Genomic DNA, 13,850 nt, shown 5'->3' with positions numbered 1-13,850 from the left:
GTGTGGGGTCCTGAAGAGTCAGACGGGATTGTAAACTCTCCGGATGGCCGGTCACGACAACAGCGGGGAGGAATGGCACATGCCGCAGCAGAATGGGCGGATTGTGGCGCATCTGGACATGGATGCCTTCTACGCCACCGCCGAGTTGATCCGCAACCCGGCGCTCAAAGGCCTGCCGGTGGCTGTGGGCGGGCGGCGCGGCATCGAACCCCTGCCGGGCCAGCCCTTTCCCACGTTGGCGCAGTATCAAGGGCGGGGCGTGTTGACCACGGCCAACTACGAAGCGCGTGCCTTGGGCTTGAAATCGGCCATGCCCACCATGAAAGCCGCCAAACTGGCACCCCACGCGGTGCTGTTGCCCGCTGATTTTGACTGGTACAAAACCCAGTCCCGCCGGTTCAAGTCCGCGGTGCTTGAATTGGCCCCGGTGATGGAAGACCGTGGCATCGATGAGATTTACCTGGACTTGACGGAACAATGTGAGGGCAGCTTTGAGCAGGCCATCGCATTGGCAGGGCAACTGAAAGCTGCGGTGCGGCAGGCCACCGGGGGCATGACCTGCTCAATCGGTTTGGCCGCCAACAAGTTGACCGCCAAAATCTGTTCGGACCTTCAAAAGCCCGATGGCCTGTCTGTGGTGAAGCCTGAGGCGTTTTTGGAGCGGCTTGGCCCGCTGCCCGTAGGCCGAATCAATGGGGTGGGGCCCAAAGCGCAAGCGAGGCTGGCTGAGATGGGTGTTCAGACCATTGCCCAATTGAATGCTTGCCCACTCGAGTTGTTGCAGGCCCGCTTTGGGGCCAACCTCGGTGCATGGATGCACCGCAGCGCCCATGGTGAGGATGAGCGCCCGGTGGTGCAGGAATCCGAGCCCAAAAGCATCAGCCGTGAAACCACGTTTGAAACCGACCTGCATGTGCGCCGTGACCGCGATGCCCTGACCGCGACTTTGCTCAGGTTGGCTGAGCGTTTGTCCGCCGACTTGGCGCGCAAGGGTTGTGTGGCCCGCACCATTGGTGTCAAGGTGCGCTACGCTGATTTTCGTTCTGTAACGCGGGACATCACCACCGGGCAGTTGCACCGCGAAGCCCCCAGCATTGTGGAGGCGGCCAGGCAATGCTTGAAGAAAGCACCCTTTGACGTACAAGGCCCCCGATCAAACCTGCGCTTGTTGGGCATCAAGGCCAGTCATTTGCTGCCAGAGCAAGCCGCATTGGCTGCAGACACGGCCAGTGAGCCCGTGCCGCAATTGTCCCTGGCCTTCGATCCCGAGGATTGACTTCGGCGATAATGAGCGCCAACCCCATACACACTACTTGTCCGGAGCTTTTCAATGACCACCCAACGCCCTGACGGCCGCACCGCCAACGCCCTGCGCCCAGTCTCTATCCAGCGCGCTTACACCAAACATGCTGAGGGCTCGGTGCTGGTGTCCTTCGGTGACACCAAGGTGCTGTGCACCTGTTCAGTGGAAGACAAAGTACCGGGTTTTCTGAAGGGCCAGAACCAGGGTTGGCTGACCGCGGAATACGGCATGCTGCCCCGGTCCACCCATTCACGCATGGACCGCGAAGCCGCCAAGGGCAAGCAGAGTGGCCGCACCCAGGAAATTCAACGCCTGATTGGCCGGGCCCTGCGTGCCGCTGTGGACTTGAACAAGTTGGGTGAGCGCACCTTGAAAATCGATTGCGATGTGATTCAGGCCGACGGCGGCACGCGCACTGCGTCCATCACAGGGGCCATGGTGGCGGTGGCCGATGCGGTGCAAACCCTGTTGGATTCCGGCGCTTTGACCGAAAACCCGATTGTTCAATTTGTTGCGGCGGTCTCAGTCGGAGTGGTCAATGGCGACGTGGCCCTGGACTTGAACTACATCGAAGACTCTGGCTGTGAAACCGACCTGAATGTGGTGATGACGGAAGCCGGTGGTTTTGTGGAAGTGCAGGGCACCGCAGAAGGCAAGGCCTTTTCGCGGGCCGAACTCAATGCCATGCTGGACAGCGCAGCCGATGGCATTGCTGCCTTGATTCGCCAACAACGCGCCAGCCTGGCCGAGCCTTTGGTGAAGGTGAACTGATGAGTGCCGTGCCCCAACGTTGGGTGCTGGCCAGCGGCAATGCGGGCAAGCTGCGTGAATTTCGCGACCTGTTTGCGCCGCATGGGGTGGACTGGGTGGCCCAAGGCGAGTTGGGCGTGCCCGACGCTGAGGAGCCTTACCACACCTTTTTGGAAAACGCCTTGACCAAGGCCCGCCACGCCAGCCGGCTGACAGGTTTGCCCGCATTGGCCGACGATTCAGGCCTGTGCGTGCCTGCGCTGCAGGGTGCACCCGGTGTGTTGTCGGCCCGTTACGCCACCTTGTTTGGACAAGCCAAAAGCGACGCCAACAACAACGCCTGTTTGCTTGAGCAACTCCAACACATCACTGACCGCCGTGCCTATTTTGTGTGCGCGATGGTGTGGGTGGCCCACGCCGATGACCCCACGCCTCTGGTGGCCCAACGCATGTGGTGGGGCGAGGTGCTTCAAAGCGCTCAAGGCGAGGGTGGGTTTGGTTACGACCCGCTGTTCTGGGTGCCCGAACACGGCATGACCGCTGCTGAAATGCCCAAGGCGTTGAAGAACCAGTTCAGCCACCGGGCGCAGGCCACTGCGGTGTTGCTGGATGAACTAAGCCGCCGTCTGCAGTGGGCTGGCGCCAAGCCATGAGCCAAGTCCCCAAGCCCCAAGACATGACTGCCACCGTGCCCACCTCGGCCCTGAACTTGGTGGGCAAGGTGTTCAAGCCTTCGGAGTTGCGTTTCCCGGCCATGCCGCCCTTGGGCCTGTACATCCACCTGCCTTGGTGCGTGCGCAAGTGCCCGTATTGCGATTTCAACAGCCACTTGGCCCCTGACAGCCCCCTTCGCGAGGTGGGTACAGCGTCGGTGATTCCCTTGAAGGACGCACGCAACCCCCGCGATGAGGCCCCGCTGACCCATGCCTTGCCGGTGGATTTGCAGCGGCGTTATCTGGACGCACTCATTGCTGACCTGGACCAACAACTGCCGAAAGTGTGGGGCCGCAAGTTGCACAGCGTGTTCATTGGTGGTGGTACGCCATCCCTGTTCGAACCCGCCTTGATTGATGAGTTGCTGGGGGCGGTGCGTGCGCGCCTGGGCATGCCCATGAGTGGCGAAATCACCATGGAAGCCAACCCCGGTACCTTTGAGCTGGCGCGCTTTGAGGGGTATCGGCAGGCTGGTGTCAGCCGGTTGTCCATTGGCGTGCAAAGTTTTTCCGATTCGCATTTGGCCAGCCTGGGCCGTGTACACGGCGGCGAGCAGGCCAGGGCTGCGGTTGCAGCAGCAGTCCAGTTGTTCGACGAGGTCAACCTCGACTTGATGTACGGCTTGCCTGGCCAAGGTGTTGAAGATGCGCTGGCCGATGTGAACATGGCTTTGGGCTTGGGCACCACCCACCTCAGCCTGTACCAGTTGACGATGGAGCCGAACACCTTGTTTGCAGCGCATCCGCCCGAACTGCCGGATGATGAGGTGCTCAGCGACATTGAAGACGCCGTACACGCCCGCGTGGCGCAGGCCGGCTTCGAACGCTATGAGGTGTCCGCCTTCTGCAAACCGGGCCACCGTTGCCAGCACAACCTGAATTACTGGGGTTTTGGTGACTACCTGGGCATAGGCGCTGGGGCCCACGCCAAAATTTCCTACCCCAACCGCATTGAGCGGGAAACGCGCCACCGCAACCCGCAGGCCTACATGGATGAAATGCTGGCGCAGGCCCGCCCAGCCGAAGTGCGCAGCCTGACTGTGCAAGAGTTGCCCTTCGAATTCATGCTGAACGCCCTGCGCTTGATTGATGGGGTGCCTGACGCGTATTTCGTCGAGCGCTGCGGGCGCCCACTGAGCGACTTGCAAGGGGCCCTGAAAGCGGCTTTGGACAAAGGCTTGCTGGACCCAAAGCCCGGCGTGTTGAAAGCGACCCCCTTGGGCCTGCGTTTTCTGAATGACCTGCAAAGCCTGTTCCTTTAAGTTCATTATTGACATGGTGTAAATCCTTGTTCATAGTCCATGAGACTTTGTCCAAGACCTTGCGCCATGTCCCTTCGAACCCTGCTCACCCCCATCATTTCATCGCGCATGTTGTCGCGAGATCGTTTGCTTGCGCACCGAATCAAAGCGGAATCAGCCCGAGCCAAGGCAGGTAAGCCTCACGTGGTGCGGGTCTACCTGCAGGTGGATGACCCGTACAGTGTTCTACTGGCCCAGGTGTTGCCCGAATTTCTTCGAAGGTACCCGGTGGCTGTGCAGTTAAGCCTCGTGAGCCCGCCCCCCGACGGTGCTGCGCCCGAGCGCGACAAGCTGGTGGCCTACAGCAGGGTGGACTCGCAATTGCTGGCCCGCCGCCATGGGCTTCAGTTTCTGGACCACGGCACTCAACCCGATGCAGTCTGCCTTCAGCATGCAGCCCGCCAACTGCTCACCGCCATTGAACGGGGCCAGGGTGTGACCATGGCCGCCCCTGTGCTGCTGGCGGCCTGGGGCATGCCTCTCGACCCTGCAACCTTGCGTGAGTTGGCCGAGACGCCTTTGGCCACTGAACAGGCTCTGAGCAGCCATCAGCAAGCTGCGGATGCAGAGCGTACCCGCCTTGGCCATTACCTTGGGGCCACCCTGCATTACGAGGGTGAGTGGTATTGGGGCATTGATCGGCTGCATCACCTTGAGGCCCGGCTGGAGCAACTCGGCCTGCGCCTGCCGGAAGACCCGCAGCCCGGCATGTCGCCCCGGGTGGTACCTTGGGGGCCGCTCATTCCCCCGCATTTTGATGTGCAAAACCCGCCCAAATTGCCGGCAGGTTCGCCACCGATCGAGTTCTTCCTGTCGTTTCGCAGCCCATACTCCGCGATTGTTGCACCCAGGGTATTCGCCATGGCTGAGCGGTTTGGTGTTCAGGTGCAATTGCGCTTTGTATTGCCGATGGTGATGCGTGGTTTGCCGGTGCCCAAAGAAAAGCGCCAATACATTGTTCGCGACACAGCGCGCGAAGCCTGGCTTCAAGGCACGGACTTTGGCCGCTTGAACGACCCGGTGGGAAAACCCACCGAGCGGGGTTTGTCCCTCATTCCTTGGGCAGAACAACAAGGCCATGGCCGGGAATACGTGCTGGCGTTCATGGACTTGGTGTGGGCCAAAGGTGTGGATGCCGGCAGTGACCGTGGCCTGGCCCGAATTGTTCGCACCGCTGGTTTGAATTGGGACGAGGCCAAGGCGGCTCTGCGCAATGATGAATGGCGGGCACGGGCCGAAGCCAACCGCAGCCTGTTGTTTGAACTGGGCCTGTGGGGCGTGCCCTCATTCCGCTGGGGCAATGTGACCGCTTGGGGGCAGGACCGTTTGTGGGTGCTTGAGCAGGCAATGCTCAGTTCAGGTGGCGGCTCTCTGGGCGCTCAATGATGGTGGGGGCACTCTTGAAGTTCAGGCCCCAGTCGGCCTGCTGACAGGTTTTGATCAGCAGGTCAGCAAATCCATGCTGCAATTGCTCGGCCATGCGCATTTCAAACCCTTTCCCGTCCGATGTCGCCAGCTTGAGCAGCAGCTCGGCACCATTGCCCTCGGTCACCGGGCGCAATTCAATCTGGGTAATCAGCAAGGGTTCGGGGCCAAGGGGCAGGGCAGCGCTTTGGTCCTGAAACGGGGTTTGGAAATCGGCTGAGTACAACGACACTTCCCGGCTCATGTCCAGCAGTGCTTTGCGGCCAGAGTCGTTCAGCACACGGTCACTGGCCAGCAGCTTTTGCATCATTTCATCAAAACTGGGCACCAGCATGTTGACCATGCGCCGTGTCAGCCAACAACGAACCTCCTGTTGGTCCGACGAGTTGATCCGCATCAGAATACGGTCATGCTCGGGTGCATAGGCGATCTGGAGTTGTTTGATCTGCATGGTGACTGGTTCTGAAGCTGCGGCTCAGGCATCGTGTTGAAGGCCGCTTCATTGTAGGGGAAATGTGCCTCCCCATCACTGGCCCACTTGAAATCGCCAACCGTGCCCGCATGTATTGCCCATCTGAATGGGCACAAGCCCACCACCGAAGGAATACAGCCATGCGATTGGACAAGTTGACGACCAAGTTTCAGGAAGCCCTGGGCGATGCGCAGAGCCTGGCCGTAGGGCGAAACAACCCAACCATCGAACCGGTGCACGTGTTGCTGGCACTGCTGAAACAGGAGGGCAGCACCGTGCGCGGCCTGATCAGCAAAGCAGGCGGTAACCCTGCCGCGCTGCACAAGGCGCTTGAACAGTCATTGGACAGCCTGCCCAAGGTCAGCAACTCGGGTGGACAGGTGCAGGTGGGCAGCAAACTGCAAGCCACGTTCAACCTGACCGACAAGGAAGCCCAAAAGCGGGGTGACCAGTACATTGCCAGTGAACTGTTTGTGCTGGCGTGTCTGCATGAGTCGAGCGGGGTCGCCCCCCTGTTGCGTGAAGCGGGTTTGACCGCCAACAGCCTTGGGGCTGCCATCGAGCAGGTGCGCGGCGGGGCTGCGGTGGACAGCGCCGAAGGCGAAAGCCAGCGTGAGGCCTTGAAGAAATACACCTTGGACCTCACTGAACGCGCCCGTGCAGGGAAGCTTGACCCGGTGATTGGCCGCGACGATGAAATTCGCCGTGCCATCCAGATTCTTCAACGGCGAAGCAAAAACAACCCCGTGCTGATTGGTGAACCAGGGGTGGGTAAAACCGCCATTGTGGAAGGCTTGGCCCAACGCATTGTGAACGGTGAAGTGCCCGAAACCCTCAAGAACAAGCGGGTGTTGGTGTTGGACATGGCGCTGTTGTTGGCCGGTGCCAAGTACCGCGGTGAGTTTGAAGAGCGGCTGAAAGCGGTGCTGAAAGATGTGGCTGCCGATGAAGGGCAGACCATTGTGTTCATCGATGAAATTCACACCATGGTGGGTGCAGGCAAAGCGGAAGGGGCCATTGATGCGGGCAATATGCTCAAGCCCGCACTCGCCCGTGGCGAACTGCATTGCATTGGCGCCACCACGCTGGATGAATACCGCAAGTACATCGAAAAAGACGCCGCCCTGGAGCGGCGTTTCCAGAAGGTGCTGGTGGGCGAGCCCTCCGTGGAAAGCACGATTGCCATTCTGCGCGGTTTGCAGGAACGCTATGAGTTGCACCACGGTGTGGACATCACAGACCCGGCCATTGTTGCTGCGGCGGAACTGAGCCACCGGTACATCACCGACCGCTTTTTGCCCGACAAAGCCATCGACCTGATTGACGAAGCAGCAGCCCGAATCAAGATGGAGATTGATTCCAAACCCGAGGAAATGGACAAACTGGATCGGCGTTTGATTCAACTCAAGATTGAGCGGGAAGCGGTGAAGCGCGAAACCGATGAGGCGTCCAAACGCCGGTTGGGCTTGATCGAAGAGGAAATTGTGCGGCTTGAAAAAGAGTACGCCGACCTCGAAGAAATCTGGAAAGCCGAAAAAGCGGCAGTGCAGGGCAGTGCAGCCATCAAGGAAGAAATCGACCGAATTCGTGCCGACATTGAAGCGCTGAAACGCAAGGGCGACTGGCAGAAAGTGTCTGAATTGCAGTATGGCCGTTTGCCCCAATTGGAAGCCCAACTGGGCAGCGTGAAGGCCAATGAGGGCGGTGAGAAAAAGCCCAACCGCTTGTTGCGAACCCAGGTGGGCGCTGAAGAAATTGCGGAGGTGGTCAGCCGTGCAACCGGAATTCCTGTCAGCAAAATGATGCAGGGTGAGCGCGAAAAGCTGTTGCGCATGGAGGCCGTATTGCACCACCGCGTGGTGGGGCAAGACGAAGCGGTCACTCTGGTGTCCGATGCCATTCGCCGGTCTCGGGCTGGCCTGTCCGACCCCAACAAACCACTGGGCTCATTTCTGTTCCTCGGCCCCACGGGTGTGGGCAAAACCGAGTTGTGTAAGGCACTGGCGGGTTTTTTGTTTGACTCGGAAGATCACCTGATTCGCATCGACATGAGCGAATTCATGGAAAAGCACAGCGTGAGCCGTTTGGTGGGTGCGCCCCCAGGGTATGTCGGTTACGACGAAGGCGGCTACCTCACCGAGGCTGTGCGCCGCAAACCCTACAGCGTGATTTTGCTGGATGAGGTGGAGAAGGCCCACCCGGATGTGTTCAACATTCTGCTTCAGGTGCTGGACGATGGGCGACTGACGGATGGGCAGGGCCGAACTGTGGATTTCAAAAACACCGTGGTGGTGATGACGTCCAACCTCGGTTCCCATGAAATTCAGCGCTTGGCGGGGGAAGAGCCCGAAGTGATCAAGGACGCCGTGATGAACGAGGTTAAGCAGCACTTCCGCCCCGAGTTCATCAACCGTGTGGATGAGTTGGTGGTGTTTCATGCACTGGGCAATGCCCACATTGCCAACATCGCACGTATCCAACTTGAACGCCTGCAGGCCCGCTTGGCCGCGCGTGACATGCGGCTGGAAGTCAGCGATGCGGCCATCAATGAAGTGGTGAAGGCCGGTTTCGACCCGTTGTATGGTGCGCGGCCGCTGAAGCGGGCCATTCAACAGTTGATTGAAAACCCGGTGTCTCGCCTGATTCTGGAAGGCCGGTTTGGGCCCAATGATGTGGTGCCGGTGGATTTCAAAGAGGGTGCATTCACGTTCGAGCGTGTGGTGCATTGAGGACCTTTTTTGCCCAAGGTTGGCCGCTACAGCCCGAACGCCCTCCGAAAGGAAAGGGTTGCCCCGCGCGTATCGAACCGGCCAGACAACTCGCCACTGCGTGGCTCAAACAAGTCTGTCCGTGTGTTCGAACGCTGTGCGGGTCAAACCGATCGGAGGGCTGAACGTTCGGGCAGCAGCGGCCCACCTCGGGCGTCGCTCATCCTCCCCTTAGCGAGGGGAAAACCAATGGGCCGTCGCCAAGGGAGGTGACGGCGCCAAGCGACGCAAGGTCGATTAATGCGCCGCTGCGTACATGGCCTCACCCGCAGCCAGTGCATTGCCACCGGTCTCGTTGAAGGTGTTCAACCAAGCCTTGTAGTTGTGAACGGTTGGGTCCTGCCAAGGGTGGAACCCAGGCTTGTAGTAACTCAACAGTTTGGGGAACAGGCGGGTATACAAGCCACGTGGGCCAATTAGCCACCACAGGCCCTTGAAATACATCTTTGTGCGTGTCCAGCCCTTGAAGCCGTCTGTGCCCAGAATCACCCAAGTGAAAATCAGGGTGTGCATGGTGAAGTTGAAAGTGGCGTGGGCCATGGCCAGGCAACGCTTGAAGTAGCCCACCTTGGCCACTTTCTGCATCACGTCAAAAGCAACCGCTTTGTGTTCCATTTCTTCCACCGCATGCCACGCCAGCATGGCGCGCACTCGGGGGTCGGCGTCGGCCATCACTTCTTTGCGGGCGAAGAACATCTCCGCCATCATCGCGGTGAAGTGCTCAAGCGCGGCGGTCATGGCCACGTTGTACTCCTGAGACATGTTTTGCAGGCGGCCGTTCATGATCTTGTTGATCACGGCCAGCATTTTGTCCACGGGCACGCCTTGCTCTTTCAAGCGTTTGTTGAAATCGGTGTGCACCTTGCCGTGCTGGCCTTCCTGAAAGGAAAAATCCTTCACCGCTTTTTGCAGCTCAGGGTCAGTGATGCGGTCCTTGAAAAAGCGCACACTGGAAATGAAGTAGCGTTCCCCATCCGGGAAGCTCATTTGCACGCCATCAAACACGCGTGTCTTGAAGGGGTCTCCGCCCATCCAGTAACGGGGCAAATCAGCAGCGTCCAGACCAAAGTCCAGGTCTTTGCGCACCACGATCTCTTCTTTGTGTTCTTTCTTGCTCATGGGGTCCTCCTTGTACGGCTGGCTGCACTTTACCTCGGCAGCATGTGAACCAATGTACAAAAGTCAGGCGGGATCATCTATGATCGTGCATGACAAAAAAGGAATAGATCGCGACAACTGTCAGAATCGCGACACTCAGGGGACACCATGGAAACCATCAACTTTCAGATGCTTGCAAGCATGGCCAATGCCGCGCGCCGATGCGACATCGACTTGAACGAGGTGATGCAGGCGCTGAAGCTGGACATTGACATGACCGGCGACCCTCGCCGGCGGATGTCATTGCCCTGTTTTCGGGCCTTGTTTGAGCAGGTGCAGATGCGCAACCCGCGTTTGCATTTCCCCTTGGTGTTTGGCGACTCTTTCAATTTTGATGGCCTGCCTGAATTGGCCACCTTTGTCACCAGTGCCTCAACGCCGCAGGAAGCCATGCGGGTGTTGGAGTGGTCCCCCAAGCTGCTGCACCCCACCTTGTATTTCACCCCCGGCAACGACGGTGAGTTTGTCACCTTGGTGATTGATGTTCGTGACCCCACAGGCCAGCACAGCAACCTGCCGGGGTTTGTCGAGGCCACCACGGCGTCCGTGTTGAAGTTTGTCCGCCTGCTCAGCCCCATGGCCCACATGGTTGACCGGGTGGAATTCCAGCACAGCCCGTTGACCGAACCTGCCATGTATGAGGAGTTGCTCAACACCCGCGTGCTGTTCAACTGCCCCGTCAATCGCATTCTGGTGGATGCAAAAGCCATGGATGCGCCCTTGCCTGGAGGCATCCCATCGGCTCACCTGAAGGCACAAGCGGTGATTCTGTCGCGCTTGCTGCCCCAGGTTGAAGAGCAAACCTTGAACCGACAAATTGAGCGCCTGATGAAGTCTCGATTGAGTTTGCTTTCGGCCCCGCTGGAGGCCATTGCGTCCGAGATGAACCTGCACCCCAGAACCTTGCAGCGCAGGTTGAAGGACGAGGGGGTCAGTTTCGGGGATGTGCTGGTCCGCGTACGCCATGAGTTGGCTTGCGAAATGCTGACCGGCTCGGTGATGGACATTGAAACCATCGCGGACAAACTCGGCTTTTCAGACCGCCGAAGTTTCACCAGCGCCTTTCAACGCTGGGAAGGGGTCAGCCCGCGTGAGTTTCGACAGGCTAAAATGAAGCCCTAACCATTCAAACCATTTTTTACACATTGCTTGAGGACAACCATGAAACCGACCACTGATTTGTGCGACGCCAATGAAGACAAGATTGCCGCAGGCTCTCTGCGTGTCGTTGAACCCATGTTCAAGCCTTGGGGCAAGTCGGCTGCATTCACTGGCCAGGCCCACACCCTGAAAGTGTTTGAAGACAACACCTTGGTTCGCACCGCGCTGGAGCAACCGGGCCAGGGCAAAGTGCTGGTGATTGATGGCGGCGGCAGCAAGCGCTGCGCGCTGGTGGGTGGCAATCTGGGTGTGCTGGCCGACAAAAATGGCTGGGCTGGCATCGTGGTTTACGGCTGCGTGCGCGACACAATCGAGCTCAACGCCTGCCAGGTGGGCATTCGAGCGCTGGATTCACACCCCATGAAAAGCCAGAAACGCGGTGCGGGCCACGAGAACATTCCGGTCGCCTTGGGCCAGACGGTGGTTCGCCCCGGTGACTGGGTTTACGTGGATGAAGACGGTGTTCTGGTGTCGGACCAACCCTTGGCGTGAGTATGCCCAATACGGGTGAAACTAGCCCCTGCTCGTCAGGGGCTTTTTCGTATTCAAAATTTACCCCGCAGTGCGGGATTAGAGCACATACTCAATTTTACAAGAAGAAAATATATTTCATATCTCAAAATAAACTTCACAAGTCATTGATTTGTAAACATACTGGTTTAGGTCTTGTATAAGATATAACTCTTGTTGCCTTGCGAAATGAGTTGTACACTACGGCCATTCGCATGATCAGTCACTCTTCACAGTGAAACCCTGAACCAGCATCACCCGGGGTTTGGTCTGCTCCACCTTTTCTTTTCTACTCTCGGCTGAGGACACAACCATGAGCAAGACTTTTGAACAACAAGTTCAAGAACTGAAAAAAGACTGGGAAACCAACCCCCGCTGGAAAAACGTTAAGCGCGATTACACCGCTGAAGACGTTGTTCGCCTGCGTGGTTCCCTGGTTCCCGAGTACACATTCGCCAAGCGCGGTGCAGAAAAGCTGTGGGAAAAAGTGAACGGCTCCGCCAAGAAAGGCTACGTGAATGCCTTCGGCGCGATCACCGCTGGTCAAGCCATGCAACAAGCCAAAGCTGGCCTGGAAGCTGTGTACCTGTCTGGCTGGCAAGTTGCTGCTGACGGCAACACTTCCGAGACCATGTACCCAGACCAATCTCTGTACGCTTACGACTCAGTACCTACAATGGTTCGTCGTATCAACAACACCTTCAAGCGTGCTGACGAGATCCAGTGGAAAGCCATCTCCGAAGGCAAAATCAAGCCTGAAGATGCAATCGACTACTTCCTGCCCATCGTTGCTGACGGTGAAGCCGGTTTCGGTGGTGTTCTGAACGCCTACGAACTGATGAAGAACATGATCGCCGCTGGTGCTGCTGGCGTTCACTTCGAAGACCAACTGGCCGCTGTGAAGAAGTGTGGCCACATGGGCGGTAAAGTGCTGGTTCCTACACAGGAAGCCTGCCAAAAGCTGACCGCTGCTCGCCTGGCTGCTGACGTGATGGGTACCCCCACCATCGTTCTGGCCCGTACCGACGCTGAAGCTTCCAACCTGCTGACTTCTGACTTCGACGCCAACGACAAGCCTTTCCTGACTGGTGAGCGCACTGCCGAAGGTTTCTACCGCGTCAAGAACGGTCTGGAACAAGCCATCTCCCGCGGTATCGCCTACGCTCCTTACGCTGACCTCGTATGGTGTGAAACCGGTACGCCCGACATCGGCTTTGCCCGTGAGTTCGCGCAAGCTGTTCTGGCCAAGTGCCCAGGCAAACTGCTGTCCTACAACTGCTCGCCTTCCTTCAACTGGAAGAAGAACCTGAACGACAGCCAGATCGCTTCCTTCCAGGAAGAACTGTCCGCACTGGGCTACAAGTACCAGTTCATCACACTGGCCGGTATCCACGTCAACTGGTACAACACATTCCAGTTCGCACACGCTTACGCCCGCGGCGAAGGCATGAAGCACTACGTGAACATGGTTCAGGAACCCGAATTCGCAGCTCGCGACAAGGGTTACACTTTCGTATCTCACCAGCAGGAAGTTGGTGCAGGTTACTTCGACGACGTGACCACCGTGATTCAAGGTGGTGCTTCCTCCGTGACAGCCCTGACAGGCTCCACAGAAGAAGAGCAGTTCCACTGATTGGAACTGGCCGAGTCGAAACGGCATTGCTGACGTCGCCCCGTGCAGTCTCAAGCAACCCTTGGTGGGGTTGAGGGGCGAGTCAGTGGAAGAGGGGGAGAGGAGACAAGCTCGACAAAAAACAAATGAGTATTTTTCCCCTTGCTGAGCTTTTACAAAAGGCTCAACAGCAGGCGCTGAAACCCGATGAGAAACTCATCGGGTTTTTTATTTTGTGGGCACTTGGGTGATTTCGCGCTGAAATACTTCCGTGAATTGGGGTGGTTCGTAGTCAAACTGTAACAGTTCAAATATACTATTATTCCGTAATCATCGAAATATAAAATCATGAACACGCTTGATGTCGTCAAGTGCCTGTCTGCATTGGCTCAAGAGACCAGGCTTCAAATTTTTCGAGCCTTGGTTGTTGCGGGTCCTGACGGACTTACACCAGGGCTTATCGCCGAGCGGCTGGGTTTGCCTGCGGCAACGCTGTCGTTCCATCTCAAGGAATTGACCAATGCGGGCCTCATCGGGCAGCGACGGGAAAGCCGAAACCTGTTTTACAGCGCGAATTTCGAGCAGATGAATCACCTGCTTTCTTTCCTCACCGAGAACTGCTGCGCAGGCCAACCCTGTGCAGCCGAAGTCGCCAACCAATGCGATTGCTGAACCCA

General features: G+C 58.0%; 12 protein-coding genes. 10 read left to right on the top strand and 2 right to left on the bottom strand.

Going from position 1 to position 13,850, the window contains the following annotated elements:
- Positions 1–79: 79 nt before the first annotated feature.
- From dinB to ACK4FF_RS06910, 5 genes are all read left to right on the top strand, one after another.
- Positions 80–1,276 (top strand): DNA polymerase IV, encoded by a 1,197-nt coding sequence (gene dinB / locus ACK4FF_RS06930; protein ID WP_409706404.1) that lies wholly within the window; start codon positions 80–82, stop codon positions 1,274–1,276.
- Positions 1,277–1,330: 54 nt separating this feature from the next.
- Positions 1,331–2,074: a ribonuclease PH gene (rph, locus tag ACK4FF_RS06925; RefSeq protein WP_409706400.1), complete on the top strand. Its 744-nt coding sequence runs from the start codon at positions 1,331–1,333 to the stop codon at positions 2,072–2,074.
- The gene (gene rdgB / locus ACK4FF_RS06920) at positions 2,074–2,706 is read left to right on the top strand and encodes an RdgB/HAM1 family non-canonical purine NTP pyrophosphatase (RefSeq protein WP_409706397.1); all 633 of its coding nucleotides are present in this window, start codon (positions 2,074–2,076) and stop codon (positions 2,704–2,706) included. Before rph ends, rdgB begins: the two co-directional genes overlap by 1 nt.
- 23 nt (positions 2,707–2,729) lie before the next feature.
- Positions 2,730–4,028 carry a radical SAM family heme chaperone HemW gene (gene hemW, locus ACK4FF_RS06915; protein ID WP_409706621.1) on the top strand — a complete coding sequence of 433 codons (1,299 nt, stop codon included), beginning with the start codon at positions 2,730–2,732 and terminating at the stop codon, positions 4,026–4,028.
- Between the two features lie 66 nt (positions 4,029–4,094).
- Entirely contained in the window at positions 4,095–5,453 is a 1,359-nt protein-coding gene (locus ACK4FF_RS06910; protein ID WP_409706394.1) for a DsbA family protein, read from the top strand.
- Here the strand turns inward: ACK4FF_RS06910 and ACK4FF_RS06905 are convergent.
- Positions 5,419–5,943 carry a hypothetical protein gene (locus tag ACK4FF_RS06905; RefSeq protein ID WP_409706391.1) on the bottom strand — a complete coding sequence of 175 codons (525 nt, stop codon included), beginning with the start codon at positions 5,941–5,943 and terminating at the stop codon, positions 5,419–5,421. The genes ACK4FF_RS06910 and ACK4FF_RS06905 overlap by 35 nt on opposite strands.
- 161 nt (positions 5,944–6,104) lie before the next feature.
- On the opposite strand from ACK4FF_RS06905, the gene clpB reads away from it, so the two are divergent.
- Entirely contained in the window at positions 6,105–8,693 is a 2,589-nt protein-coding gene (clpB, locus tag ACK4FF_RS06900) for an ATP-dependent chaperone ClpB (protein ID WP_409706388.1), read from the top strand.
- Between the two features lie 276 nt (positions 8,694–8,969).
- On the opposite strand, the gene ACK4FF_RS06895 is transcribed toward clpB, so the two are convergent.
- A complete protein-coding gene (locus tag ACK4FF_RS06895) occupies positions 8,970–9,851 on the bottom strand; it encodes a metal-dependent hydrolase (protein WP_409706385.1) in 882 nt (293 codons plus the stop codon).
- Positions 9,852–9,998: 147 nt separating this feature from the next.
- Here ACK4FF_RS06895 and ACK4FF_RS06890 point away from each other — a divergent pair, with 147 nt between their 5' ends.
- The 4 genes from ACK4FF_RS06890 (at position 9,999) to ACK4FF_RS06875 (ending at position 13,845) form a co-directional block, all read left to right on the top strand.
- Complete coding sequence (locus ACK4FF_RS06890; RefSeq protein WP_409706382.1) at positions 9,999–11,012, top strand: AraC family transcriptional regulator ligand-binding domain-containing protein; 1,014 nt, start codon at positions 9,999–10,001, stop codon at positions 11,010–11,012.
- A gap of 39 nt (positions 11,013–11,051) precedes the next feature.
- Positions 11,052–11,543 (top strand): ribonuclease E activity regulator RraA, encoded by a 492-nt coding sequence (gene rraA, locus ACK4FF_RS06885; RefSeq protein ID WP_409706379.1) that lies wholly within the window; start codon positions 11,052–11,054, stop codon positions 11,541–11,543.
- A 331-nt stretch (positions 11,544–11,874) separates the two neighbouring features.
- Positions 11,875–13,194 (top strand): isocitrate lyase, encoded by a 1,320-nt coding sequence (gene aceA / locus ACK4FF_RS06880; protein WP_409706376.1) that lies wholly within the window; start codon positions 11,875–11,877, stop codon positions 13,192–13,194.
- A gap of 327 nt (positions 13,195–13,521) precedes the next feature.
- A complete protein-coding gene (locus tag ACK4FF_RS06875) occupies positions 13,522–13,845 on the top strand; it encodes an ArsR/SmtB family transcription factor (protein WP_409706373.1) in 324 nt (107 codons plus the stop codon).
- Positions 13,846–13,850 lie beyond the last annotated feature (5 nt).

This window comes from Limnobacter sp. (assembly GCF_046297615.1).
Lineage (GTDB): Bacteria > Pseudomonadota > Gammaproteobacteria > Burkholderiales > Burkholderiaceae_B > Limnobacter.
The sequence above is the reverse complement of the archived record's forward strand: the minus strand, read 5'-3'. Positions and strand labels throughout refer to the sequence as shown.

What these genes read in the sequence shown, in the direction of transcription:
- rdgB (WP_409706397.1), top strand. Translation starts at nt 2,074, where the DNA reads ATGAGTGCCGTGCCCCAACGTTGGGTGCTGGCCAGCGGCAATGCGGGC.
- ACK4FF_RS06875 (WP_409706373.1), top strand. Translation starts at nt 13,522, where the DNA reads ATGAACACGCTTGATGTCGTCAAGTGCCTGTCTGCATTGGCTCAAGAG.
- dinB (WP_409706404.1), top strand. Translation starts at nt 80, where the DNA reads ATGCCGCAGCAGAATGGGCGGATTGTGGCGCATCTGGACATGGATGCC.
- hemW (WP_409706621.1), top strand. Translation starts at nt 2,730, where the DNA reads ATGACTGCCACCGTGCCCACCTCGGCCCTGAACTTGGTGGGCAAGGTG.
- aceA (WP_409706376.1), top strand. Translation starts at nt 11,875, where the DNA reads ATGAGCAAGACTTTTGAACAACAAGTTCAAGAACTGAAAAAAGACTGG.
- ACK4FF_RS06905 (WP_409706391.1), bottom strand. Translation starts at nt 5,943, where the DNA reads ATGCAGATCAAACAACTCCAGATCGCCTATGCACCCGAGCATGACCGT.
- clpB (WP_409706388.1), top strand. Translation starts at nt 6,105, where the DNA reads ATGCGATTGGACAAGTTGACGACCAAGTTTCAGGAAGCCCTGGGCGAT.
- rraA (WP_409706379.1), top strand. Translation starts at nt 11,052, where the DNA reads ATGAAACCGACCACTGATTTGTGCGACGCCAATGAAGACAAGATTGCC.
- ACK4FF_RS06890 (WP_409706382.1), top strand. Translation starts at nt 9,999, where the DNA reads ATGGAAACCATCAACTTTCAGATGCTTGCAAGCATGGCCAATGCCGCG.
- ACK4FF_RS06910 (WP_409706394.1), top strand. Translation starts at nt 4,095, where the DNA reads ATGTCCCTTCGAACCCTGCTCACCCCCATCATTTCATCGCGCATGTTG.
- ACK4FF_RS06895 (WP_409706385.1), bottom strand. Translation starts at nt 9,851, where the DNA reads ATGAGCAAGAAAGAACACAAAGAAGAGATCGTGGTGCGCAAAGACCTG.
- rph (WP_409706400.1), top strand. Translation starts at nt 1,331, where the DNA reads ATGACCACCCAACGCCCTGACGGCCGCACCGCCAACGCCCTGCGCCCA.